This is a genomic window from Pseudomonas mendocina, assembly GCA_037482215.1.
Classification (GTDB): domain Bacteria; phylum Pseudomonadota; class Gammaproteobacteria; order Pseudomonadales; family Pseudomonadaceae; genus Aquipseudomonas; species Aquipseudomonas mendocina_E.
Map to the genome: position 1 here is coordinate 2416406 of CP148074.1, position 22429 is coordinate 2438834.

The window sequence follows — 22429 nt, forward strand, 5'->3', positions numbered from 1 at the left end:
CTCACCATCCATAGCTAAAACAAATAATATATAACCGCGCCAATCAAAACGGCAGCCATGCACCAAAAATGAAGCACGAGCACAACTGTTGCAAATTGAATTCTAGCAAATTTTTTCGAAGCAATTGAAGCCAAGGTGTAAACTTGCTCATTTAAATCTTCTAGAAATTCAGCGTCCGAGGAGTTATTAACCTTGTCTGAATATTCACCCGCTCTCCCACACGAAGAAATATCTCCATAAAAAATAAGAGATCCTCCCTGATAAGCATCTGGCCTACTGAATGTAACTGGAAATATAGTAATTGTAGCCAGAACCATAGACCACAAGGCAAGAGACAGGGCCAAGACTGAGAACACCCCAATTTCAACCATCAAAGCTATACTTACGGTAGAAAAATCAAGCTTAGCCAGCAGCGTAAATATAAATGCAGTAGCCGCTGCGCAATATGACATAAGAATAGTACACTTTGTGTTAGTTGTACCAATATAGGCATCAATTCGCTTAAGTACTTCTAGTTGATTTTTTATCTTCTTTTCCAAATCTTGCGCAGTAGACATCACTTCCCCATACAATATTTTATCGAAAATTCAGACAGTACGATTAGCAATATATATTGCACAATATAATTAATATACACACCTCAACCCCGTAAATAAATAACTATAGCCTCTGGTCTGCATCGGACTGACGTGGCCGAGTACTGTCTATACATCCATCGGTTAAATCGCTCTCAACCGGTGGTCAGCTCCAGTGCATGCGCCTAGTAAGATGAGTGCCATTTCTCATTCAAATCTTCAAAAATTTAAGAGCACGCCTGAACGGGTTTTCCGAGGAGACCTCGGGCGATACAGAACTCATGTGCATAAATCGACACGAGGTCTGATACTTCCGAAATCGTATAACCCCTAGCGCTAAGGTCTACGCGGACAAGAGAGAGGGTCTCAGCAATCCGCAGAATGACAGCCTGGTACCATGCAAACTGTTCTGCTCCAGCCTGATCTAGGCCCTCAGCGCAAAGCCTTTCAGCAGCGACCACTCTAGACAACCCCAGAAAAGACTTGAAGTCTGGGCGCCCCTTTTTTAGCTGTACCCAGTAGCGCAGCAGCCTAATGCGCGATTCAACACCATTTAAACCACCCTCACGCCCCCAGAGCTGCCCCAGAAACCTTGTAGCTTTATGATCGCGCTGCCATCCAGACATCCTCGCCAGACGATCAATCGCAGATTGCATAGGATTACTCCACACCTGTGCGACTTCATCGAATACAGGTATCAGCTCCAGCAACGGAACATCATTGCCCATCCCGTCCTGCTCAACCTGCTCCCAAAGATCCACTGTTAAATCAGCAACACACCAAGCTAGAAGGCGAATGAGTACGGCAAAAGAGTCAACAATATGCACACGGTCGAGCATAGGATCGCGCTCCGCCTCCTCGTCAGAAGAGACAGATGCTAAGCGCCCAATCAGAGCCTCCCGCATTGCAGGACAGCCAAAGCGAAAGACTGTCGGCGATCTGGCATAACCATCCCACTGCCGCAACCTTCCCAAATCCGAGTGCAGCTCTACGGCATTGAGATGCATCACCTCTTGGACGAAACCGACCCAAAATTGCTTGGAAACGTCCTGCGAGAATAGGCCGCTGGTGAACAAGCCTGTCCATTCATTGGCGCGGGGCCAGAGGTAATCCAAACCCACGAAATATGAGAGAGCTTCCGCTAAGCCTGCGTCCCGCCCTGCTCTTAACAGTCGAATGGTGGCGCTTCGCCCAAGATGTACGCCTGGGGTGTTCCAAGCCTTAGCTAGCGTCTTCGCGACAGGCAAGGATGGTCTGCCTGACCGCATGGCATCCCAAACCACCTCGCGAGAGGTATGAAGCAGTTTGTAGACAGCGCCGAGTGAAGGCAGTAATGCACTGTTTCCAACAACCCTGATGGTTCTCTCACCATCATCCAGAGATTGAAGGTGCTCATAGAGTTCCTCTGGCGACAGGCTTGCAAACAAGCGATCCATGCAGTTTCCCTTGCCCCAAAACGATTCAGGTAGCGATCCCTGCGCAGACAGACATACTCAACGTATGCCCGCGCAGCCAGACTAGAGGGGTTTTGCTGGAATTTTGCAGGAATTTTGCAGGAGCCAGAAATAAAAAAATCCAGTCACCGCTAAGTGACTGGATTTTGTAGGGTTTTTTGGTCGGGACGGAGTGATTCGAACACTCGACCCCTTGCACCCCATGCAAGTGCGCTACCGGGCTGCGCTACGCCCCGACGATGTTTCCGACTTTTCGAAAACGTCTAAGACTATACTATAAGCTTCTGAATTATGGAAACTTTTTTGAATAGTCGTTACTTCTTAAGAACCATCAGCACATCTTCAAGCTCGGTGATCATTTGTTTGATCAACTGCTTGTATTGAGTGCTGTCGTCTTTAGCTTCATCACCGGACAATCGTTGCCGAGCCCCACCAATGGTGAAGCCCTGATCGTACAGCAATGCACGAATCTGCCGGATCATCAGGACATCCTGACGCTGGTAATAGCGTCGATTTCCACGCCGTTTGACCGGATTGAGCTGAGGGAACTCCTGCTCCCAATAGCGCAATACGTGTGGTTTTACAGCACACAGCTCACTGACCTCACCTATGGTGAAGTACCGCTTGCCGGGTATCGTGGGCAGTTCGTCGTTATGACTTGGTTCCAGCATAAGCCTCAACCCTGGCTTTAAGTTTCTGGCCGGGACGGAAAGTCACGACACGGCGAGCCGTGATCGGAATTTCCTCCCCTGTTTTGGGATTACGACCGGGGCGCTGACGCTTGTCGCGCAAATCAAAATTACCGAACCCCGAGAGTTTGACCTGTTCGTTAAGCTCCAGCGCTTGGCGGATCTCTTCAAAGAACAGCTCCACCAATTCCTTGGCTTCCCGTTTATTCAGGCCCAGCTCTTCATACAGACGTTCTGCCATCTCAGCTTTCGTCAGAGCCCCCATACGCTACTTCCTTAACGTGGCGTTGAACCTTTGTTCCAGGGAGGTGAGGATATTCTGCGTTGTGGTGCTCACCTCATCGTCATTAAGAGTGCGCGATGGATGCTGCCAGGTCAAGCCGACTGCGATACTTTTTCTATCAGGATCAATGCCTTTTCCTACATAAACATCAAACAGCTTGAGGTCTGTCATCCATTCCCCTGCTGTTTCACGAATAGTATTCAGCAGGCTCTGAGCCGGAACATCGTGATCTACCAGTAATGCGAGGTCACGACGCACTTCTGGGAACTTAGAAAGTTCCTGGAATTTTGGCATTTGCCCACGCGTGATTTCGCTTAACAGCAGTTCGAACATGAACACAGTCTGGTCCAGATCCAACGCTTTGGCCAACTCCGGATGAATCGCACCCAAGTAGCCCACCAGCTCACCTTCACGCTCAATGCGTGCGGTCTGACCCGGATGCAATGCTGGGTGCTCGCCCGGCACAAACGCAAAACTTGCTGCTGCACCGGCGCTTGCCAGCAGCGCTTCTACATCTGCCTTTACATCATAGAAATCTACAGTCTCACGCCCATGAGCCCACGCCTCAGGCAGACGACCACCACAGACGACACCCGCGAGCATCGGCTCCTGCTTCAATTCATCAAGCTGACCGACAAAACGCAGGCCGCTTTCGAACAGGCGAACACGAGATTGCTGGCGATTGAGGTTATGCTGCAGCGCCTTTACCAAGCCTGGCCACAGTGACGAACGCATTGCAGCCATATCAGCCGAAATCGGGTTTGCCAGCATTAGCGGCGCTACACCAGGACTGAATAGTTCAAATAGTTTCGGATCGATGAAACTGTAAGTGATCGCCTCCTGATATCCACGAGCGACTAGCAGTCGACGCAGTACTGGCAGATCAACCGTGGCCTCTGCTTTCGCCTGTGGGGCAAGTCGTGCCTGCGGGTAGCGCACCGGCAGACGGTTATAACCATAGAGGCGCCCCAGTTCCTCGATCAGATCCACCTCGATACTGATATCGAAGCGATGGCTTGGAACTGTTACTTGCCACTGCCCCTCACCTGCCACAGCGACAGACAAGCCAAGCCCAGACAGCAGTTGCTCAATTTCAGAACCCTCCATACGCAGGCCGAGCATCTGCTCGACGCGCTCAGCACGGAGTGTAATCGGGGCAATCTGTGGCAGATGCTCTTGACTTGCAGCTTCTACGACCGGCCCCGCCTCACCACCTACGATATCCAGAAGAAGCGCTGTTGCGCGCTCCATGGCTTCGCGAGCCAGCTGCCAGTCAACACCACGCTCATAGCGGTGCGATGCATCAGTATGCAAGCCGTAGGAGCGCGCCTTGCCTGCAATGGCAATGGTGTCAAAGAAAGCGCTCTCCAGGAAGATGTCCTTAGTTGTAGCGCTAACACCACTGTGCTCGCCCCCCATAACACCGGCGATTGCCAGTGCACGCTGGTGATCAGCAATAACCAAGGTATCGGAACGCAGAGTAACTTCCTGACCATCCAGCAGAACCAGTTTCTCGCCCACTTCTGCCATTCGCACACGAATACCGCCATTGATCTCGGCAAGGTCGAATGCATGCAGGGGCTGGCCCAGCTCAATCATTACGTAGTTGGTAATATCAACCGCCGCGTCGATGCTGCGGATATCAGCACGGCGCAGACGCTCAACCATCCACAAAGGCGTTGGGCGGGAAAGATCTACGTTACGAATGATCCGGCCAAGGTAGCGTGGACAGGCATTGGGCGCCAACACTTCAACGCTGCGGACCTCTTCGTGCGCCACGGCAACACTGGCGACTTGCGGGCGTGTTACAGGCGCGTTGTAGAGTGCACCTACTTCACGTGCCAGACCGGCAAGAGACAAGCAGTCACCGCGGTTCGGCGTCAGATCAACTTCGATGCTGGCGTCATCCAGCTGCAGATAAGCACGGATGTCTTCGCCAACCGGCGCATCAACTGGCAACTCCATTAATCCGTCGTGGTCATCACTGATTTTCAGCTCAGAAGCCGAGCACAGCATGCCGTGGGACTCAACACCACGTAGTTTTGCCTTCTTGATTTTGAAGTCGCCAGGAAGCCCTGCACCAATCATGGCGAAAGGGATCTTGAGGCCGGGGCGCACATTCGGTGCGCCACAGACGACCTGAAATGTTTCGCTGCCGTTGCTCACCTGACATACGCGTAATTTATCGGCGTCAGGGTGTTGTTCAGTGCTCAGCACTTCACCCACAACTACGCCACTGAACTGTCCAGCCACCAGCTCAACGCTGTCGACTTCCAGCCCAGCCATAGACAAACGAGCTACCAACTCATCACGGGAAACCTGAGGGTTCACCCAGCTGCGCAGCCACTGTTCACTGAATTTCATCCTGCTCTCCTCAACTATTCGGTTACGTTCATGCGGTTCGCGCTAGCGGAATTGCGCTAGGAACCTCAGGTCGTTATCGAAGAACAGTCGTAAGTCGTTGACGCCATAGCGCAGCATCGCCAGACGCTCAACCCCCATGCCAAAGGCAAAGCCGGAGTATTTCTCTGGATCAATGCCAGACATGCGCAACACGTTCGGATGCACCATGCCGCAGCCCATCACCTCAAGCCAGCCAGTCTGTTTGCACACTCGGCAGCCTTTGCCGCTGCACATTACGCACTGCATGTCCACTTCAGCTGACGGTTCGGTGAACGGGAAGAAAGATGGGCGGAAACGCACCCCCAGAGGCTTTTCGAAGAATACCCGCAGGAACTCCTCAATAGTGCCTTTAAGGTCGGCGAAGCTTACACCCTCATCAACCAGCAGGCCTTCGACCTGGTGGAACATCGGGGAGTGAGTAATATCTGAGTCACAGCGGTAAACACGGCCAGGGCAAACAATGCGGATCGGCGGCTGCTGGGACTCCATGGTGCGGACCTGTACCGGCGAGGTATGGGTACGGAGCAACATGTTGGCATTGAAATAGAAGGTGTCGTGCATTGCACGGGCCGGATGGTGGCCTGGAATATTCAATGCTTCAAAGTTGTGATAGTCGTTTTCGACTTCAGGGCCTTCGGCGATGCCGTAGCCGATGCGAGTGAAGAACTGCTCCACACGCTCAAGAGTTCGCGTCACCGGATGCAGGCCACCAGAGGTCTGACCACGGCCGGGCAACGTCACATCAATTTTCTCTGCAGCCAGCTTGGCGCTCAGAGCCGCCTGCTCAAGGGACGCCTTGCGCGCATTCAGCGCGTCCTGAACCTTGTCTTTAGCCGCGTTAATCAGCGCACCGGCTTGCGGGCGCTCTTCAGCCGAAAGATTGCCCAGGGTCTTCATCACCTGAGTCAATTCACCTTTTTTACCCAGATACTGAACACGCAGTTGCTCTAGGGCGTTCACATCGTCGGTGTGGCTAACGGCCTCAAGCGCTTGCGAGACCAGCACATCCAGATTTTCCATTTAAAGACTCCAGATACGAAATAGGGGAAGAGCTTGAAGGCTCTTCCCCTATTGGTGACGTTTAGCACCGGGCGAGCCCGGAGATTGTCAGGGACTTAAGCCAGTACGGCTTTCGCTTTCTCGACAATCGCAGCAAACGCCGCTTTTTCGTTCACTGCCAGATCGGCCAGAACCTTGCGATCGATCTCGATGGACGCTTTTTTCAGACCAGCGATCAGACGGCTGTAAGACAGACCGTTAACACGAGCACCAGCATTGATACGAGCGATCCACAGAGCGCGGAACTGACGCTTACGCTGACGGCGGTCACGGTAGGCGTATTGGCCTGCCTTGATCACAGCCTGCTTGGCAACGCGGAATACGCGTGAACGCGCACCGTAGTAGCCTTTAGCGAGTTTCAGAATTTTTTTGTGACGCTTACGAGCGATAACGCCGCGCTTAACACGAGCCATGAGTAATTTCCTCTAACCTTGACCGATTAACGAACGCGCAGCATGCGCGCCACTTTTGCTACGTCAGACGGGTGAATCAGGCTGCTGCCCCGCAGTTGACGCTTACGCTTGGTGGACATTTTGGTCAGGATGTGGCTCTTGAAAGCGTGCTTGTGCTTGAAGCCAGTAGCGGTTTTAAGAAAACGCTTGGCTGCACCACTCTTAGTTTTCATCTTTGGCATGTTCGGATACTCCGCATTCAATTGATAAACATAACCGCAAGGCCTGCCGTGCCCTGGTGGTTACTTCTTCTTTTTGGGGGCGATGACCATTATTAGCTGGCGTCCTTCCATCTTCGGATGCTGTTCAACAGTACCGTATTCAGCAAGGTCAGCTTCAACCCGCTTCAACAGTTCCATGCCCAGCTCCTGATGCGCCATCTCACGACCACGGAATCGAAGTGATACCTTGGCCCTGTCCCCATCGACAAGGAAACGTACCAGGTTGCGTAGTTTTACCTGGTAATCCCCTTCTTCCGTCCCTGGACGAAACTTAATTTCTTTAACCTGAACCTGTTTCTGGTTCTTTTTCGCAGCCGCAATCTGCTTCTTCTTCTCGAAGAGAGACTTGCCGTAATCCATGATGCGACAAACCGGAGGCGTTGCATCAGCAGAGATCTCTACAAGATCTAGCTTGGACTCATCCGCGATTCTAAGCGCTTCATCAATCGAGACGATGCCAATTTGCTCGCCGTCAGCGCCAATTAACCGAACCTCGCGTGCCGAGATATTCTCGTTGATCGGGGCTTTCGGTGCAGCTCGTTTATCTTGTCTCATATCACGCTTAATAATAATTACTCCAAACCTTGGCGACCACGCCGGGAAATCGCCTGTGCGAGCAGTTCAGTAAATTGGGTGACGGGCATAGAGCCTAAGTCAGCGCCTTCACGAGTGCGCACAGCGACAGTTTGCGTCTCTACTTCCCTATCTCCAATAACCAGAAGATATGGAACCTTGAGCAAAGTATGCTCGCGGATTTTAAAGCCTATCTTCTCGTTTCTCAAGTCAGCCTTGGCACGAAAACCGCTTTGATTGAGGCTTTTTTCAACTTCAAGGGCAAAATCAGCCTGCTTATCCGTGATATTCATCACCACAGCTTGGGTCGGAGCAAGCCAAGCAGGGAACGCACCCTCGTAGTGCTCGATCAAAATACCGATAAATCGCTCGAACGATCCAAGAATGGCACGATGCAACATAACTGGCACTTTGCGCGAGTTGTCCTCAGAGACATAGCTGGCTTCAAGGCGCTGCGGCATGTTCGGATCGTACTGCAGCGTACCACACTGCCAAGCACGCCCCAGACAATCCAGCAAAGTAAACTCAATCTTAGGACCATAGAAAGCCCCCTCGCCCGGCAAATACTCCCAAGGCAGGCCGGCCTCATTTAGAGCATCAGCCAGCGCCTGCTCAGCGCGGTCCCAGAACGCATCATCACCCACGCGCTTAGCTGGGCGAGTAGAAAGCTTCATCTGGATGTCGGAGAAACCAAAGTCAGAGTAAACCTGCAAAGTCAGCTTAATAAAGTCAGCCGCTTCTTTTTTGACTTGCTCTTCAGTGCAGAAGATGTGCGCATCGTCCTGAGTAAAGCCACGCACACGCATAATGCCGTGCAAGGCTCCCGAAGCTTCGTTGCGGTGACAGGAACCAAACTCTGCCAAACGCAGTGGCAGCTCACGGTAGCTCTTCAGCCCCTGGTTGAAGATTTGAACGTGACATGGACAGTTCATCGGTTTGATCGCGTAGTCGCGGCTTTCCGATTCTGTGGTGAACATGTTGTCAGCGTAGTTACCCCAGTGACCCGACTTTTCCCAAAGGATGCGGTCAACCACTTGCGGGGTGCGTACTTCTTGGTAGCCATTTTCGCGCTGAACACCACGCATGTACTGCTCAAGAACCTGATAGATAGTCCAGCCGTTCGGGTGCCAGAAAACCATGCCTGGCGCTTCTTCCTGGGTATGGAACAGGTCTAGGCGCTTACCGATTTTACGGTGATCGCGCTTTTCAGCTTCCTCAATGCGCTGGATATAAGCACCCAGTTGCTTCTTATCCGCCCACGCTGTGCCGTAGATACGTTGCAGCTGTTCGTTTCTAGCATCGCCGCGCCAGTACGCGCCTGACATCTTGGTCAGCTTGAATGCTTTAAGGAAGCGAGTGTTAGGCACGTGCGGACCACGGCACATGTCCACATACTCTTCGTGGTAGTACAAGCCCATCGCCGTTTCATCCGGCATGTCGTCAATAAGACGCAGCTTGTAATCTTCACCGCGAGACTTAAAGACTTCAATCACCTCAGCACGCGGCGTCATCTTCTTAATGACGTCGTAATCTTTGTCGATCAGCTCACGCATGCGCTGCTCGATAGCAGCCATATCCTCTGGCGTAAAAGGACGCTCCGCGGCGATATCGTAGTAAAAACCTTCATCAATGACAGGCCCGATCACCATCTTGGCGGATGGGAATAGCTGCTTGACGGCATGCCCCACAAGGTGAGCACAGGAGTGACGGATAATTTCGACGCCTTCCTGATCTTTTGGGGTAATGATCTGCAGGGTTGCATCGTCAGTTATCAGATCGCAAGCATCGACCAATTTACCGTTGACCTTGCCGGCCACCGTGGCCTTGGCCAGCCCCGCACCAATGGACTGAGCCACTTCTAATACGGATACGGGTTGATCGAAAGTACGCTGACTACCGTCGGGAAGAGTAATGATGGGCATGGCGCCTCCTCTCCTAGTGGTGACCTCTACCAAAGGCCACGTGGGTTGGGATGAGCCAGTAAATGATTCGGCGGTATACCTGCCTTACAGTGGCAGGAGCTTTAGCCAACCAGAACCGAACCAGAGTCACTGGAAGTTGTAAACGCAGTACTTTAGCAAAGAGATGCAGGCCTGCGTGCGTGAATTGCCTTGTTTTTCAGGCAATAAAAAAGGGTCGCAATAGCGACCCTTTTCTACCAAATATGGTAGGCACGATTGGACTCGAACCAACGACCCCCACCATGTCAAGATGGCGGCAAGGCGCACCTAACCAATTGAATCACAAGGAAAAAAGGTCAAATCCGTGTGATTTAGAACACGGCTAAAGTACACGAAAAATCAATAACTTACGAACTGTATTTTCCTACAGTTGTTAGCTATTTGGGCTTTATCGAATCGTAAGCCTTCTCGCACGCACGCCCCGCTACTCCACGCCCGTCAGCGATTTCTGCATATCCTGCAGCAGCCTCTCCAATCCTGCCGAGCATGTCGGATCGCACTCTGGCGTCACGCTCGGCTGTCTCGCTGAGCTGGGCAGTGATGGAATTTCCACATTGCACCGCACGTCGCTCTGCTGCTCTGAAAAGAGCTGACAGCCGGTCAAGCTCAGACTGAGCGCGATCAGCATCAGCGCGGTACTTCTGCTTTTCTTCGATTGCATGTCGATCGACCTCTTCCAGTTCTTTCTCTATGCGCCTGCGTTCTGCCAGCGCCGACTCTGCGGCCTCCTTTGCCGCCCGCTCTACTCCCTCCCGATATTCCGCAAACTCCCCACGAACATCAGAAAGCCTGCTGTCTTGAATCAGCACCAGCACGGACAGCCCAAGGCACGCCCAAGCCCAAACCGGCACAGCACGCAGCCAGCTCACTGGATTACCTCACGAACGGCAGCGGCATAGTTGCCCGGCCACTTCTCTGGGTGCGGCTTTCCGGGGCGCCAAGTGCGAATGTACAAATCCCACGCGCCCTGGGGGTCATTCGCTTTCGGCAGGCGCTTCGGATCAGACCAGAGCAGCAGTCGCGCAAACGCAGCAGCGAGCACGTCATCAATGATGATCGCTATCATCACCGCCTCAGGTGAAGGCTGAACGCCACGCACACCACACACGCGCACAGCAATATCACGGGTCGCTGGGTGGTTTAGCACTCCGCGCACCCCGCCCCCTTGCTCAAATTGCCACAGCCCGCGAGCCGGCCCTTTCGGCCACTGGCGGCGGCGCTGCTCTGGATCTTCTTGCCGAGTAATGGCCAGCAGCATTACTTCAGCCTCAGGGCTGCTCATGTTCGCTGGCAAAAGTGCAAGCGCAGGCGCAATCGCCCGCTGCCGAATGTCGGCGAGGGTCATCTTCATACTTTTCTCCGGGCAATAAAAAACCGCCCCTAGGGCGGTGTATGAACATCAGGCGCTGAGCGCTAAAGGAGTCACCCCTGGGCATGCTGGTAAACATGTGCCCGGCAGCGCCAGGCTGCCAATCAGCCAAAGCCTTCCTATTCCTGGGCGGCGTTTAGGGAATTAACTTCATCAATTATGTAAACTCTGCAGCGCTATCGAATCGGCATCCAAGCAGGAGCAGCATGAGCAATCCAAACATTAAATATCGCCCCGACATAGATGGGCTAAGGGCGCTTGCAGTAACCGCCGTTGTGATTTACCACGCTTTCCCATCACTTCTGCCTGGAGGATTCGTTGGGGTAGATGTGTTTTTTGTGATATCAGGATTTCTAATAGGAACAATCCTCTTAAAAAGCATGGATCGAGGCTCATTCAGCTTCTCCGACTTTTATTCGCGCCGGATCCGAAGGATATTTCCAGCACTAATAACTGTGCTCTTGTTCTGTTTAATAGCTGGGAATTTCGTATTACTTGATGATGAATATCGACATCTAGGAAAGCAAATAGCTGCTGGGTCTGCATTTATTGCAAACTTTTCTTTCTGGAGTGAAAGTGGTTATTTCGATACAGCCGCCGAATTAAAGCCACTTCTTCACTTATGGTCACTTGCAATCGAGGAGCAGTTCTATTTGCTTTGGCCTTTGCTGCTATGGGCAGGGCTTAGACTGCGCGCAAAGCCTTTATTTTTGACTGTATTGATCGCACTAATATCTTTCGCTATCAACTTAATACAAATAGAAAGCAGCCCAATTGCTGCGTTTTTCCTGCTACCTAGTCGTGCATGGGAGCTTTTAGCTGGAAGCCTACTCGCGTGGATTGTTTTACAGAGCTGGTGGGCAACTGAAAAAAGCACATTACGAGCAAATATTGAGAATTTCGCCAGCATATCTGGGTTGATTCTAATCGCATGGTCTATGTTCTTTATTAAGGCGTCTGATGCATTTCCTGGCTGGTATGCTGTAGCCCCGGTACTTGGATCAGTGCTGCTGATCTCTGCGGGCCCCAAAGCGCCATTGAATAGAATCCTCTTTTCAAACAAGGCAGCAGTATTAATTGGCCTGATAAGTTTCCCTATCTATCTCTGGCACTGGCCACTACTTTCATTTGCTCGCATTATTGAAGGAGATATTCCTGCAGCCGAGATTCGTGCTACAGCCGCAGCACTTTCAATACTACTAGCTTGGCTTACATACAAGCTCATCGAAAAGCCATTGCGCAAAGCAGAGAGCAGTAGACCACTTGTAGCTGTACTTCTATCGACAATAGCTGTCATCGGCTCTATAGGTTTATATATTTTTATTAGTAACAACAACTCACACCAGGATGAATTAAAATCCGCCCTATCTGAGGCAAAAAGCAATTGCGATAAAGTTTTCCCTAAGTGGTCTAAGATAACGGACAATCCGTGCAGGATGCAAAGAAAGTCAGAAAATACAGTTGCATTAATAGGAGACTCACATGCAGGTCACCTATATTTAGGCCTCAGCGAAATGATGAGCAATGACAATGGTGTAGCTGTTTTTCCTGCTAGTTGTGCAGCTCCATTTATAAACATAGCAACAGCACAAAAAGATACAAGAGCGCGAGAGGTGAGGAAGGATGCTTACAAGCTTATAAATAGCGCCTACGAATACATATTGAACGACTCAAAAATAAAGCTAGTGATACTTGCACACAGCCCAAGATGCTCATATAACGATGCAGCTGACAAAGAAAATCCGAGCGAAGTTAGCTACATTAAAGCACTTGAGAGTGGAATGCGGCGCACTCTTAAAAAACTAACAGAGTCCGGTAAAACTATCATTATAGTTTTCGATAACCCATATCTACCGCACGACCCTCAGCTTTGTGAGACAAGGCCATTCAGGCTGACGAATAAGCAAGATAAATGTTCATTCTTGAGATCAGATTTCGAGAAAATGATCCAATTCTCTGCTTATCGCTCACTCACAGAGAAGGTACTGAAGGACTTCAAAGAAGTAAGAACAGTTGATCTTTCAAGCGCTCTATGCGACCAAATGTCTTGTTTCATAGCAAAGGACGGCACCGTTCTCTATAAAGACAGAGGACATCTAAACGATAGTGGCTCAAGATTTGTTGCACCTGCCATCATGAGGGCCGCTCAATAATTCTGATAATTGCGCCCCTATATCTAGGGGCGCAATAAATTACGAGAGGTTAGTCAAAATAAAAAATCATCGAGTTACCCTCACTCTTAATACTCCGGCATTCAGATCAATTGCAGCCCCGCTTCTGTTTCTCAATCTAACTGTTACCACTCCTGAGGAGGAGACGTATGCGTCTAATTCAATGACGCCAACTGATTGGCTAAAAGCCACTTGGACAAAATCCCCCATCGCGGCGCCTGCAACTGGGATGGTTGTCGTGATTTCTGAGTTTGCTGCAATGCTTGGAGGGTCATAGGCAACTGACTCGCAAAGCTCCGTGCCGCCCTCAACGCGCCAAGCGCTTGCAGCCCTAACAATCCTGATAATCTTGCCATCGTATCCGAAGTCACCCCGGTACAGCGCATCTCGTCCGCCAATTGAAAATCCACCTGACTTTATGCGTATAGCTCCATCCGCAGTCCCGGACAGCACCATAAGGTTAAAAGTAAACCCTTCCGGCAAAGAAGGTAGGCTGTTGATCACTACCTCACCAGCGTCAGAGCCTGACGTTGTATATGTCCATCCAAACTTTGGAGTCCAAGTAACCGATCCATTGTTTATATCTTTTGAGCCTGCATCAGATACAAGGCCTGCGCCTGAACCTATACCTCTTGTTCCTTGAATTCCTTCCGCCCTATATTTTCCGTCCTGTGAGTCTCTTCTTATCCTAATCAAGCGATTTCTATAGTTACCATATCCGACAATATCTAAAGAACCATCACCTGGAGCATAGTTCGACTGAGCCGGGATAAGTATTGCCGCGCTCGCACTATCGCTACGCACTTGCAAAAAGAACTCATTCGCAGTCTGAGAAAGAATCTCTAGATTTACAACATTCGTTCCAGAAACAGAATATATTGCCCCCTCATATGGAGTTATTGAAACATTCCCACTTACAAGATTAAGTCTTGGCGAAGAATCATGTAAACCTTGATAAGCGAAAGAGGATACACCGGCAATCCTAGATCTTATGTAGTTTTGATCGAACTCAGGATATTCTGATACTGAAATCACAGTTCCATGCCGATGAAGAGAGGTGGCATTTATAAATCTCTGCCCAGTAAACACAGAGAAATTATCAGTATCAACAAAGGCAGTTGCCCCAAGCTCAAAGTGATCAAAATAAATACGATATGAGTTATTTACTTTCGTTATACAAGGGCCTTCAACGCCATATACTGGTATTTTCCCTTCTAGTGTCCAAGCTCCATCAATAGAACCTGACGAATACAAATAAATATACTTATCATATTCGTTTTTTATTGCCATATGTAAAGTTGATCCAACAGCTATAATAGCCGGATCAATCTTGTTGCCAGCGTCACCTTGGATAGCAATCTCAATAGGAGCATCAAATTGCATATCTTCAAGGCTTGTGCATTTTGAGTAAAATGGACGAAAGAAAGGTACAATCAATCCATTTACATCAGCTGCATCTGCTGCATATCTAAGAGATATTAGAATGTAAAGATCATCGTCGTGCTCAAACCATTCTGGAGCCCAAATTCTATTGCAAGGTACGCTTCCGCCAGGAGCGCTGGTTGTATTACTGCAAACTGGAGAAGACCCTAGATTTGCATAATGGATAGACCATGATACAAGGTCCTTGCTTTTCCAAACAGCAAAGTCATGACTTCCTGCCTGATAATTTGTCACAGCTATATAAAATGTCCCGTCCTTGTAATATATCGACGGGTCTCTTCCTGAAAATGAATCACCATTTGTTGTCATCGGCGAAACAATTCTTGAAAAATTAGCACCATCTAGTGACGCATATAGACTTATTGATGTGTCTGTGTTGTTTCTAAAAAACGATGATAGGTAAAGATTGCCTGCTGAAACTGCATACGACCCACTAAGATCATTTGCCATTTCTTGAACCGTTCCATATGTTCCGCTTGGCTTCCTTATAGAAACAAGAGAAGCACCTTCGCCATCTAAGCTTGAAGCAAGATCCTGCCTTAGAGTATCGTCAGCGCTGAAAGCTACGAACTTTGACTGCTCGGCGGCCCAGTTTCCAGATGTCACATACGGAAGCTCTGTGCTGACAGCGACACGATATGCTACGCCATCTTTGATCATGTACTGATTGCGAAGCGTGAATTCAAGGCCCGGCTCGTAGTCACCTATAAAGACATAGCCTGACGCGCTGAGAAACTGTAAAAACTCCTCTCTAAGCGCAATCTGCTGAGATGCGAAATCGCTCTCCATCCCCTTGAATGTCTTGCGGGCCTTGCCGAGTCGATCAACCCACGAATTTTCTTCGCTATTCAATGCAAGGTCAGCGTTTGCGACGTTGTCGTGAAAGTCGCGTGGGTCTACTGAGCCATCTGTGCCTATTGGGTTTCGAGTGTTGTAGCGCATGACTTCTCCTTATCCCGTAATTCTGGGGCGGACTATTTCGCCAGAGCGCAGTCAACCCTCCCGACGGGCGGGTGACTTCGGCGTATTTATTTAGGGTGTGTTAGTTAGTGCTTGGGCCAGATTCGATTCATGATCACGTCAAGCATGCTGCGGCCATTAAGCTCCCAGTACATCGGCATGAGCCACCAGTCGCCAGCTATCAGTGGTCGCTTGTCGATCACGATTTCTGCTGAGATTTTCTGCATTCTTGGGCCTGACGGGTTAGGCCCCGAGTACATGCCGGTGAACTGGCAGCGGTAATCAGCAAGCACGCCGCTGTATTTGAGCGGTATCTGGAACCAGTCAGCCCCGTCAGCTATCGCCCCCGCAAACCACGCCTCAAATATCTGCGCCTCTTCATTGCTGAAAAGCCACTCTATTGAAACCGTGGTTATTGGGGATGAAGTCCATCGCCGGTTGCGCGGCAAGCCCTTGAGCCGGTCGGTGCGAATTATCGTGTTTTCATGCTGATAGCTTCGCGATCCAACCAGCCCTAGAGGCAGTGTTTCCGGGTACTTAGGCAGGGGCATTGTTATCATCCACGTAGAGTTCATCGGTGTACTCGACGGCGACGATCTGGCACTTACCATCAGAGTTTGCCGTTATCTCACTGACCATTGCCGGGTATTCGATCCTTTCGGCATCGCCGAACAAGAGCGTTGCGGGCTCTATCTCAAGCGATGTTATGGGCACAAAGTCCAAGTCCGGAATGCGGATCACCGTGTCAGTGACTTTGATTGGCGTATAGAGCGGAGTTGCTGAGCCATCATGTCGCCGCACTCGCACGCGAGGGTTTGCAATTCCGCTCCAGTCAAGTGGCTCGCTTAATTCAAGCATGTCGCCATCCACAGACCAGATAAGCGCCGACTGGCTCTCGCCTACCGCGTCTTCTGAAAGGGCGATTCGGTCAATAAACTCGCAATTCAGAGCATCAAGTTCTGTCTCGGCCGTATAACTCCAGCGCTGCAGTCGATGCTTGCGAAGTTGGCGCATGCCGATTCTCCAGGCTCTTGTTCGACCTGTAACGCCATCCAGTTTGATTTTCTCAACCTTGAGAGCGGCAACCTGTCCAGGCATCCGGCACTCAACATTGTCAATCGACCACGTTTCTTCATTCAAAAACTCAACGTCAACGCCATCGTAGTCGTCGGGGCTGATTGCTGATAACTGGCTTTCAAGTTCCTTCGTGAACTGAATTGGCGAGAAGACTTGAGTCGGCATGCTCTGCACGCCCTCTCGTTTTGCCGAGATTTTTGCGTCGCTGATTGTCAGATGAGACATTCCGGCAGCAAACATGCCCTGCAAAACGTCGCGCGCTGCAGACTGCACTGAGTGTTGGTGGTCGTAAGTTTCAGAACGTGGCCCCCAGAACGCCTGGGCAATAGCACCAATTGCGCTCTTGTCGATATCTGCAACAGTCAGACCGAGATCGTGCGCAACGTAGTAAACAGCATCCTCGATTGCGCGAGTAGGCGCATCATTTAGTACGCGAATACACTCTACGCTAACCTTATTTTCTGACTGCTGGCTCAGGCGGTCTCCGCCGCGCACAGCCATTGTCATAACAGTCACGTCGTCATACTTGGACGGAGCAGGAAGGCGTGAACGCAAGCCGTACCAGTTGATCGCGTCACGGTGCATGTTCCACTGCTGGACCGCAGTAAGTCGCCGCATCCTGACCTGCGGACGCATTGCGTACGGAAGTTCAGTTCTCATCGTGAATCCGATCTGGTCGGCAGTCCTTCCCGTGTGCGTCCACGGCACATCAGTCCAGGCGCCTCCGACAGATGCATCACGATACTGCATAAGGACATCGAGGCGATAATCGTAAAAACGCCCCTTTTTGTCAGTTGCTCCAATCCCTTGCGGCAAAAACAGATCCCACTCAATGACATCTGTTTTTTCGTTTTGCGGGCACGCCATGAACGGACCAACCCAGCTTATATTGGCAGCTCCTGCGCCGTCCGTGCTGATAACTTCGTCAGTCAAATAGCGGTTTGCCCAGCCTGTCCAGCCTGCATCTACTGATCCGGTATCTGTCAGCCTGTTAACCGTGATGCTTGTAGGTGTTATAGCTGTGATCTGGTGCTGAAACCCTCTATATCCGAAAGCAATGCGCCTCCCTCCTTCTGTCATCCCGGTGGCTGGCGCGCCGCTCTCAAAGTTAAGCTCAATGTATGCATCTTGGCCGGGCGATCCTCCGCTTGAGGCGGTACCAACGGTGAATGTTGGCGAGGCCCCGAATGCAGAGACTGGAAGCCCGCTTGATGTGATAGCCCCGCCTTTATATGGACTGGATGGCTCAACAATTCGAATGCGGCCGGAGCTATCCTGCGCAACAAGACCAGAACCAGACAGCTGGTCAGTTATCGACGAAATTATCCCGCTCATATTGACGTAATTCGACGTCAACTGAATTGTCTTCGTTACCCCCCTAAAGGTTACCGTGAATACAGCGGGGCTTGATGTGAAGTTGTAAGTGGTCGGCGATGCGCTACCGAGGACAGCAGAAGGTGAGCCTCCGGTGCCTGGGGTTGGTGCAACGGCTGGAGAGTATGCACTGATTACATAATTACCATCTTCATCACCTGCAAGAGATACCCTCATACCTACAAATGGCGCAAGATCTGAAAATACGCCAGAAAATCTACTACGCCCTCCAGCTCCTGTAGATACCACTACAGGCTGAGGCAGCGCCACTGAGAGAACCAGGCCGACATTCCACGACCCAGGGAATTCATCTTGGCCATCAACTGTTGACAACGTCTTTCCTGACACCATAACAGTTGAAATATTGGCATTTGAATCAGTGCTATTTGTACTAGCTAGGTCAAGTCCTATTCCTGTTGTTGTGCCACCAACTTCAGTGACAACATGCCAAAACTCTGCAAGAGGGTCGCCTGCAACGCTATCGCCTGGTTCATGTATCTGATAGACAACATCATCACCGAATACAGATATAGGTGTTTCGCAGATCTTCACGCCGTTTGGAAGGAGTTGATACTTCCCGACTCCGATGCACACGCAGAAGCAGTTGAACTGCTCTCGGCGATTAACGAAGCGCTTGAACGGAGGCATGATGTAGTCTGGATAAATTCGCTGGTACCCAAAAGATTCACGAATTACTTGGTTGGCCCTTGGCTGATTTGCCTTTGCTGTGGCCATGTCCAGATCATCACCCTGGCTCTGGGTAGCGCTTGATCCTGACTTTGGCATGTTCATGTACATGTAGATGGACATGACAACGGAAATGGCTACGGCTGCCCAGTAGATGATGGTGCCAATTCCTACCCCGGCATACATGTTGGGGTATATACGCACATCGTCTTCAGGCTGAACGGTGATGCTGAAGTCAGCAATCGTGACGCCGTTCACGTCAATATTCACCGGCTGCGTTTCGCGCTCGGATATCTCTTGCCCAACAACGCTTGTCAACCATTCATCAAGGCGCACAGGCCCGCCTATCTCGTGCCGCTCAATCGGCTCGCCTTCCATCCGGCTCGGGTAAACGCTGATCACAGGTAATACTCCACACGCGTGTATTTGCGTTCAAAAGCGCCAATTGATGAGTGGGTAGTGTTCTTGCCCGGGTTTATTTCGAGCACGCGAAGCTGCTGATCAGCTTCGATCACGACAGCGATGTGTTGAACGATCCCAAGGCGCCAGCAAAGGACTATTGCCCCTGGTTGAGGTTTGCACGGCTTGCAATCGGGAATGTGCTTAACGGCGGCCGCGTGCATTGCTGAGCCCTTTCGAACAGCGCCGTAGTCTGGGAGTGCAGGCATTCCCAGCTTTTCGCGTACAGCCAGCACAAGCCCGTAACAATCGAATCTTGGGTATTTACGTCCGCCCTCGACGTACTGGCAATGCATGAACTCATTCATAGGTAAGTCAGTCCTCTGAATTTGTTCAGCGTGTAAAGTCGGCGCGGCCATGCCGTGTTGAGCAAATCGAAGTAGCCCGCAGTGATCTGTAGCTTGCCGTTCGTAATCGTTGCGCTCTTCATTGCAAACTGAAGCGGCCTTTGGGCGTCAGTCGACGGGTTATCGCTTGTGAACTGCCGAAAAGTCACCACAACTTGCCGTTTAGCCCTTTGCGCATCACGCAATAGCTTTCCGGGTATGCCTGACGTGTTGTCGATAGCAACAACCAAGTTCTGGGTGCCTGTGGCGCTGCGTTTGGGTATGGCGATATCAATACCAGCCCCCTCGAACTCCACGCCGCCAAGGATCATGTTTTCAAAGCCCTTCACCAGCCGGTAAGTCTGCACGCCGTCCGAGATCGTCACGGTGTCGTAGATGATCTCGTTACCACCTGATGCGTAGAGCCTGCGGAGAATACTCATCCCGCCGCCCTCCTTGACCCTGTTATTCCGTTAACCATCCTTCCAACAGGTCCGCCCTGGTACCCGTCGTTCACTACCACGTCAATAATGAAGTCGCGGTCTTGCATCCGACTTGACGCTGTAGCTGTCGCCCCAGAAGCGTTGTTATGGATATTCACGATCACATTAGGCATTCCGCCATCGTTCGCGGATACGGCATCCTTGTTGCTGATAACTTCGCCGCGAGTGTTGGCCATCATGTACTGCTGGCCGTTCGTTGAGTTCTGCCATATTTCCGGCGCCCCGGTTTCGTTGATTCGGTACATCTGCCCAGCCTGGGTTGGGCCGCCGAGGGCGCGGCCCGGCATTGCAATGCTTCCGATTGTGGAAATAATTGATCCGGTGGCGGACGCAACAGAGGCCATGGCCGATAAGTTTGCTGGCCACGTTAGAGACGCGGCAGCAGCAATGCCCTGCTGAATTTTGATAGCAGCATCAGCCAGCGCGAAGGCTTTGGAGGCCGCAAACATGGCCTTGTAAAGACCGGACTGTTCTCCGGCAAAGGCAGCAGTAGCGCTAGCAAGCTCGCCGAACAAGTTTTGGCCAGTGGCCAGCAAAACCTGATTCTTGGCCTGCTCGATTTGCTCAAGCCTGTCCGCGTGCTCTTGAGCCATCGCTTGCTCTTGAGCTTGGTAGCCGCCAATTACCTCTATACGAAGCTGCTCGGCTTCGCGAAGGCGGGCCATTTGCGCCTCATAGCGCTTGATCTCTTCAGCTTCTTCAGCAGCATAGCGGGCATACTGATTGTCGAACTCTCCGCCTGAAAGTGGGCTAACGTCTCCGCGAACATATGCCGTGGGGTCGTCGCCAAACTTTGCCCTACGCTTCTCTTCTGCTGCAGCCGCATCTTCTGCGGCCTTGGCCTGCTGGTCGTAGGCATCAATCAGAGCGCGAGCCGTAGCTGCCTGCCTGATTTGGGCATCCGTGGCTCCGTCAAGCTGGAGCGTATAAAGCTCAAGCTCGGTTTTCGACATGCCAAGGGTTTCAGCCTCAAGCTCTAGCGACTCAATGCGCTTCTTGATGGCGTCTGCGGTTTTTTGCTCTTCTGACTTCCCAGAGCCGCCGGGCCTTGATGCAGTAGGCGCAATCGCACTAACGACGCCGCTCGCTTTTGATTTTGGCGGTTCGATATTCGGCACCGCCACCGGAGGCTTGCTCTGCTGTTCTTTGTAGAAGTCATCAATCATTCGCTGGGTGGCAGCGATGTTTGTCTTTATTTCTTCCTCGCTGAAAAAAGCTACAGCTTGCCCTTTCCCGCCAATGCGCAGCCGCTTCAGTGGATTGCTGAGCATTTCTTGATAGGTTTCAAGCTGTTCTTGCAGTCTAACGATATCGTCACCGGCAGCCCCGCCCAGGGCAGCAGCAATGCTCTCTGCGGCCCAACGAACTACGTCTACCGTCTGCTTAGCACCGCTTATGATGGCGTTAAGGGCGGCGACAACTCCGCCAGCAAGATCCTGGGCAGCCTTAATCGTTTCAGGGTCTTGCAGTGCATCGGCTAGTAGCGCGACGTTCTCAGTAAGAATGCTGCTTGCGCCGCTTGATTCATTCATCTTTCCGATGAATAAGGTCATGCTGTTTTGCAGCTTCACAAAGGCATCATTGACGGACGTCTCCATTTCGTCCGCCATGGCCTTGTTTTCGTCGCGACTGCGGCGCAGCCCCTCGTTAAGCGCCTCTACCGAAAGTTTGCCGGTGGCGCCTAGATTCCTGATTTCCTCAGCAGAGCGCCCGGTCGCCTCCGCGATTCCGTTCACGATAGATGGCGTAGCTGCCATGATTGAGGCCCAGCCATCAGCCTCGACCTTGCCTTTCATGAGCGCCTTAGAATAGGCGTCCATCGCAGTAGTCGCCTGATCAGCGCGCGCAGCATCGCGCACCAGGGCGTAAGAGAATGAATCGGTAATGTCCAATACGTCATCAGTGGTATAGCCAAGATCGCGCAGCGTGTCGGCTGTCGCCAGATACACCTCCTGCGCCTCGCTCAGCGCCCGGTAGGTGCCGTTAGCCGTTTGCAGCAGGCGGGCCTGAACCTTCTCGTATTCATCTGCGCTGTCAGTTGCATTACGAATGCGACTAGCCATCTGGCCGTACTGATCAGACATCGCAATAGCGGCCTGCAGGGTACGCATAGACAGATAAGCAGCAACCACCTTTGTCAGGCCTGAGTAAGCAGAGGTCTGCGCATTGACCTGCTGGTTAGCTGACCTAATTGAAGAGGCCAGCTTGTTCATGCGGGCGTTTAGACTGCTTGCAGAAGCATCCGTCTTGCCCATTGAGCGCTGAGCCTTGCCCAGGGCTGCATCAACGTCATTCGTGCTATTGACCAGCTTCGAAGCGTCCGCCTCTACTTCGTAGTAGATGGAGCCAACTTTCTCGGACATGCTTTTCTCCGGGCAATAAAAAACCCG

At 51.4% G+C, this 22429-nt stretch carries 19 protein-coding genes and 1 tRNA gene; 1 reads left to right on the forward strand and 19 read right to left on the reverse strand.

What is annotated here, in order from left to right; genetic code table 11:
• Positions 1–14: 14 nt before the first annotated feature.
• The 13 genes from WG219_11055 to WG219_11115 all read right to left on the reverse strand — a co-directional run bounded on the left by WG219_11055 (position 15) and on the right by WG219_11115 (position 11021).
• Positions 15–557 carry a Pycsar system effector family protein gene (locus WG219_11055; protein ID WXL23895.1) on the reverse strand — a complete coding sequence of 181 codons (543 nt, stop codon included), beginning with the start codon at positions 555–557 and terminating at the stop codon, positions 15–17.
• A 245-nt stretch (positions 558–802) separates the two neighbouring features.
• Positions 803–2011: a hypothetical protein gene (locus WG219_11060; protein ID WXL23896.1), complete on the reverse strand. Its 1209-nt coding sequence runs from the start codon at positions 2009–2011 to the stop codon at positions 803–805.
• A gap of 177 nt (positions 2012–2188) precedes the next feature.
• Positions 2189–2265, reverse strand: a tRNA-Pro gene (locus WG219_11065).
• 78 nt (positions 2266–2343) lie between these two features.
• Positions 2344–2700, reverse strand: coding sequence for a MerR family transcriptional regulator (locus WG219_11070; GenBank protein ID WXL23897.1), 357 nt, complete (start codon positions 2698–2700; stop codon positions 2344–2346).
• Positions 2681–2983 (reverse strand): integration host factor subunit alpha, encoded by a 303-nt coding sequence (gene ihfA / locus WG219_11075; protein ID WXL23898.1) that lies wholly within the window; start codon positions 2981–2983, stop codon positions 2681–2683. Before ihfA ends, WG219_11070 begins: the two co-directional genes overlap by 20 nt.
• A gap of 3 nt (positions 2984–2986) precedes the next feature.
• A complete protein-coding gene (gene pheT, locus WG219_11080) occupies positions 2987–5365 on the reverse strand; it encodes a phenylalanine--tRNA ligase subunit beta (GenBank protein WXL23899.1) in 2379 nt (792 codons plus the stop codon).
• 42 nt (positions 5366–5407) lie between these two features.
• Positions 5408–6424 (reverse strand): phenylalanine--tRNA ligase subunit alpha, encoded by a 1017-nt coding sequence (gene pheS / locus WG219_11085; GenBank protein WXL23900.1) that lies wholly within the window; start codon positions 6422–6424, stop codon positions 5408–5410.
• Positions 6425–6519: 95 nt separating this feature from the next.
• Entirely contained in the window at positions 6520–6876 is a 357-nt protein-coding gene (gene rplT / locus WG219_11090) for a 50S ribosomal protein L20 (protein ID WXL23901.1), read from the reverse strand.
• A gap of 26 nt (positions 6877–6902) precedes the next feature.
• Complete coding sequence (gene rpmI, locus WG219_11095; protein ID WXL23902.1) at positions 6903–7097, reverse strand: 50S ribosomal protein L35; 195 nt, start codon at positions 7095–7097, stop codon at positions 6903–6905.
• 60 nt (positions 7098–7157) lie between these two features.
• Positions 7158–7709, reverse strand: coding sequence for a translation initiation factor IF-3 (infC, locus tag WG219_11100; protein ID WXL27994.1), 552 nt, complete (start codon positions 7707–7709; stop codon positions 7158–7160).
• Positions 7709–9631: a threonine--tRNA ligase gene (gene thrS / locus WG219_11105; protein WXL23903.1), complete on the reverse strand. Its 1923-nt coding sequence runs from the start codon at positions 9629–9631 to the stop codon at positions 7709–7711. The genes infC and thrS overlap by 1 nt, the downstream gene beginning before the upstream one ends.
• 416 nt (positions 9632–10047) lie before the next feature.
• Positions 10048–10539, reverse strand: a complete 492-nt coding sequence (locus WG219_11110) for a DUF2514 family protein (protein ID WXL23904.1) — start codon at positions 10537–10539, stop codon at positions 10048–10050.
• Positions 10536–11021, reverse strand: a complete 486-nt coding sequence (locus WG219_11115) for a hypothetical protein (protein ID WXL23905.1) — start codon at positions 11019–11021, stop codon at positions 10536–10538. The genes WG219_11110 and WG219_11115 overlap by 4 nt, the downstream gene beginning before the upstream one ends.
• 224 nt (positions 11022–11245) lie before the next feature.
• On the opposite strand from WG219_11115, the gene WG219_11120 reads away from it, so the two are divergent.
• The gene (locus WG219_11120; protein WXL23906.1) at positions 11246–13192 is read left to right on the forward strand and encodes an acyltransferase family protein; all 1947 of its coding nucleotides are present in this window, start codon (positions 11246–11248) and stop codon (positions 13190–13192) included.
• Between the two features lie 66 nt (positions 13193–13258).
• Here WG219_11120 and WG219_11125 read toward each other — a convergent pair whose 3' ends face one another.
• The 6 genes from WG219_11125 to WG219_11150 all read right to left on the reverse strand — a co-directional run bounded on the left by WG219_11125 (position 13259) and on the right by WG219_11150 (position 22402).
• The gene (locus WG219_11125) at positions 13259–15595 is read right to left on the reverse strand and encodes a family 43 glycosylhydrolase (GenBank protein WXL23907.1); all 2337 of its coding nucleotides are present in this window, start codon (positions 15593–15595) and stop codon (positions 13259–13261) included.
• Positions 15596–15699: 104 nt separating this feature from the next.
• On the reverse strand, positions 15700–16164 hold the full coding sequence (locus tag WG219_11130; GenBank protein ID WXL23908.1) for a hypothetical protein: 465 nt from the start codon (positions 16162–16164) through the stop codon (positions 15700–15702).
• Entirely contained in the window at positions 16151–19153 is a 3003-nt protein-coding gene (locus WG219_11135) for a host specificity factor TipJ family phage tail protein (GenBank protein WXL23909.1), read from the reverse strand. Before WG219_11135 ends, WG219_11130 begins: the two co-directional genes overlap by 14 nt.
• Positions 19150–19518, reverse strand: a complete 369-nt coding sequence (locus tag WG219_11140) for a nitrite transporter (protein WXL23910.1) — start codon at positions 19516–19518, stop codon at positions 19150–19152. Before WG219_11140 ends, WG219_11135 begins: the two co-directional genes overlap by 4 nt.
• Positions 19515–19979, reverse strand: a complete 465-nt coding sequence (locus WG219_11145; GenBank protein WXL23911.1) for a DUF1833 family protein — start codon at positions 19977–19979, stop codon at positions 19515–19517. Before WG219_11145 ends, WG219_11140 begins: the two co-directional genes overlap by 4 nt.
• Positions 19976–22402, reverse strand: a complete 2427-nt coding sequence (locus WG219_11150) for a tape measure protein (GenBank protein ID WXL23912.1) — start codon at positions 22400–22402, stop codon at positions 19976–19978. Before WG219_11150 ends, WG219_11145 begins: the two co-directional genes overlap by 4 nt.
• Positions 22403–22429: the final 27 nt, after the last annotated feature.

What these genes read in the sequence shown, in the direction of transcription:
- WG219_11060 (WXL23896.1), bottom strand. Translation starts at nt 2,011, where the DNA reads ATGGATCGCTTGTTTGCAAGCCTGTCGCCAGAGGAACTCTATGAGCAC.
- rpmI (WXL23902.1), bottom strand. Translation starts at nt 7,097, where the DNA reads ATGCCAAAGATGAAAACTAAGAGTGGTGCAGCCAAGCGTTTTCTTAAA.
- WG219_11055 (WXL23895.1), bottom strand. Translation starts at nt 557, where the DNA reads ATGTCTACTGCGCAAGATTTGGAAAAGAAGATAAAAAATCAACTAGAA.
- pheS (WXL23900.1), bottom strand. Translation starts at nt 6,424, where the DNA reads ATGGAAAATCTGGATGTGCTGGTCTCGCAAGCGCTTGAGGCCGTTAGC.
- WG219_11130 (WXL23908.1), bottom strand. Translation starts at nt 16,164, where the DNA reads ATGCCCCTGCCTAAGTACCCGGAAACACTGCCTCTAGGGCTGGTTGGA.
- WG219_11125 (WXL23907.1), bottom strand. Translation starts at nt 15,595, where the DNA reads ATGCGCTACAACACTCGAAACCCAATAGGCACAGATGGCTCAGTAGAC.
- WG219_11150 (WXL23912.1), bottom strand. Translation starts at nt 22,402, where the DNA reads ATGTCCGAGAAAGTTGGCTCCATCTACTACGAAGTAGAGGCGGACGCT.
- WG219_11145 (WXL23911.1), bottom strand. Translation starts at nt 19,979, where the DNA reads ATGAGTATTCTCCGCAGGCTCTACGCATCAGGTGGTAACGAGATCATC.
- WG219_11115 (WXL23905.1), bottom strand. Translation starts at nt 11,021, where the DNA reads ATGAAGATGACCCTCGCCGACATTCGGCAGCGGGCGATTGCGCCTGCG.
- WG219_11070 (WXL23897.1), bottom strand. Translation starts at nt 2,700, where the DNA reads ATGCTGGAACCAAGTCATAACGACGAACTGCCCACGATACCCGGCAAG.
- thrS (WXL23903.1), bottom strand. Translation starts at nt 9,631, where the DNA reads ATGCCCATCATTACTCTTCCCGACGGTAGTCAGCGTACTTTCGATCAA.
- pheT (WXL23899.1), bottom strand. Translation starts at nt 5,365, where the DNA reads ATGAAATTCAGTGAACAGTGGCTGCGCAGCTGGGTGAACCCTCAGGTT.
- WG219_11120 (WXL23906.1), top strand. Translation starts at nt 11,246, where the DNA reads ATGAGCAATCCAAACATTAAATATCGCCCCGACATAGATGGGCTAAGG.
- ihfA (WXL23898.1), bottom strand. Translation starts at nt 2,983, where the DNA reads ATGGGGGCTCTGACGAAAGCTGAGATGGCAGAACGTCTGTATGAAGAG.
- rplT (WXL23901.1), bottom strand. Translation starts at nt 6,876, where the DNA reads ATGGCTCGTGTTAAGCGCGGCGTTATCGCTCGTAAGCGTCACAAAAAA.
- WG219_11140 (WXL23910.1), bottom strand. Translation starts at nt 19,518, where the DNA reads ATGAATGAGTTCATGCATTGCCAGTACGTCGAGGGCGGACGTAAATAC.